Origin of the sequence: Heliobacterium chlorum (genome assembly GCF_014502795.1) — a bacterium.
Lineage (GTDB): Bacteria > Bacillota > Desulfitobacteriia > Heliobacteriales > Heliobacteriaceae > Heliobacterium > Heliobacterium chlorum.
This window is the reverse complement of the sequence record NZ_JACVHF010000078.1, coordinates 1-2071: the sequence shown is the minus strand read 5'-3', so window position 1 is coordinate 2071 and position 2071 is coordinate 1. Positions and strand designations below refer to the sequence as shown.

Sequence of the window (2071 nt, the reverse complement as noted above, 5' to 3'; positions counted from 1 at the left end):
ATCGCTTCGTTGGAACGGGCATCCTCTATCTTAGCCTCAACCTTCTGCACTTCCGTCAACCGGCCCTGGTTCTTCATCACCAATTCGATCGCTTTTAACTTATTCTTCTCGCTTTGGCTACCGCGAGCAATGGATTTTAGGCTGTTATAAGCTTCGGCTAGGAAGTCTTTCATCGCTAACTCCGCCACCTCATTCTGGTAAGCGATAAAGTCGGGGTCTTGCTTCCAGCGATATAACGTCCGTTCGCTGATACCGGCTTCTTCCGCAATTTGGGCCAACGTCATTTTGTGGACGTCATTGGAGGCGAGTATTTCAGCAGCGAGTCTCTGCGAGCCGTTCAACGCGTATTTCTTCGATTGATCTGACAACAGTTCAGTTCCTCCTTTTGGGTGTGAAATTAGAACCTACTTGTAACTTTGCAACTAATATCGGCAATTCACAGTACTCGTCAGTGTAACGTCACCAACGCTGAAAATGGTCGTAATAAAAGAGCGACATTACAGTGAATCCGATATTCCACTGCATGTCGCTCTTTCTTATTCTAAAGGGCGTTCAATAAATTGGCTTTGGTTTTTCAATGCTGGCCAATCCGCAAAGGCTAAATATAAAAAAGCGATAAAGTTGATTACCGGCACCAGCATAAGCAAGCTCATCCACGGTGAGAATCCAGCCTTACTGAATATCTTCCAGAAAGCAACGATCGAGACAATAGCCATGATGATCGCAAAAATTGCGGAGCCAATTGTACTAACGGCTAGGAAATCGCCCATCTCGTTCATTGTTCATTTCCCTCCCCTTACAAGAATTAATAGTGCAAGCGGCACTCTTCGATCTTATTCCTGTAAGGAGATGATATGACTGATTTCCGAAGTCAAGCTATTACCCGAAATAAAAAAAGAGCCTCCTGGAAGGCTCATCCCCACAAGGGAGGATCACAATGGCAAAGATATTATAACACATATTTACATATTTTTTCAATAAAGTATTTTATCCGCCAATTAGGGTGCTTATGATTTGTGACAGGTATCTTACAGGAATGTCCGCCAGTAATCCCATATTTCACAGAGGCTTCCAAGTTGGTATGATATCTGGGCGGATGGCATGGCCAGCGTCCGGCGTATATATATGTGTTTCGTTACTGTGTTTCACTGTTCTTTGATAATCTTATAGATATAGTGTTACCAAAGTTTAATAACAGTGTATTTAGTTATAGAGTTAAGACACTGTATAGTTAGTGTCAAAGGTGGTTGACGTCAAGATTGACGACGTCGTCGTTTTTGACATCGCTCTATGAACAGTAACTCCTCAATCTAGATGCCATTTGCCAAAGTTATTTTTTAATCACTTATGACATGCCACTTCCACCCTCGCACTCGCCTCGCTCAGCTGCCGCACAGCTGGGTTGGCAACGTCGTGGCCGCAACAACTCATCAAAATTATGAATGGTGGATGTTCCAGTTCAACCAGCTATGCAGCCGGTCCTCGATTATTATTCGACCATTGTCGTCGCTTCCTGTGTGCCAACGTGTGCCTCGCAGTTATTATTTGAATGGAATTATATTGGCAATGGGCTCTTTCGGCACACGTGGCGAAACAGGCATGGCTGTGGCGAAGTAACTTCTCCACAAAAATAAAATACCCCAGCCTTTGAATAAAAGCCAGGGTATGCCTTACCTTTGCGGTAGGCAACTGATAATTCTGTCACATTCATCATACCACTTTGTTACAACAATCACAATAGCTACCTAGACCGGAAGCAAGTTTTATTTTTAGAAAACGGTACTACAGCTCTAGCTGTTATACACATTGGTCAAACATTAAACAGCAAAACTAAGCCACCACTGCAAGCCGGTTACTCGCGGCCTCCACGTACTGCTCCTCAACATCAAACGCAATGAACCTCCGCCCCATCCGCTTAGCCGCTACGCAGTCTCCCCCACTACCGCAAAACGGGACCAGTACAACATCACCCGGCTTCGATGACTTCTCAATAATCGTCTCGGCCAGCTTTACCGGCTTTTGCGTGGGGTGGATGTAGGTCGCTGCCGGATCGCGAGGCACGGCCCATACG

Annotated in this window: 3 protein-coding genes; all 3 read right to left on the bottom strand. The window is 45.2% G+C overall.

Translation table 11 applies throughout. The features are described 5' to 3' along the window. The coding region (locus H1S01_RS19980) for a phBC6A51 family helix-turn-helix protein (RefSeq protein WP_188042139.1) at window positions 1–368 on the bottom strand (368 nt) is incomplete at its 3' end. 168 nt (window positions 369–536) lie between these two features. Next, on the bottom strand, window positions 537–779 hold the full coding sequence (locus tag H1S01_RS19975) for a DUF805 domain-containing protein (protein ID WP_207732432.1): 243 nt from the start codon (window positions 777–779) through the stop codon (window positions 537–539). Between the two features lie 1051 nt (window positions 780–1830). Next, the coding region (locus tag H1S01_RS19970) for a DNA methyltransferase (protein ID WP_188042138.1) at window positions 1831–2071 on the bottom strand (241 nt) is incomplete at its 5' end.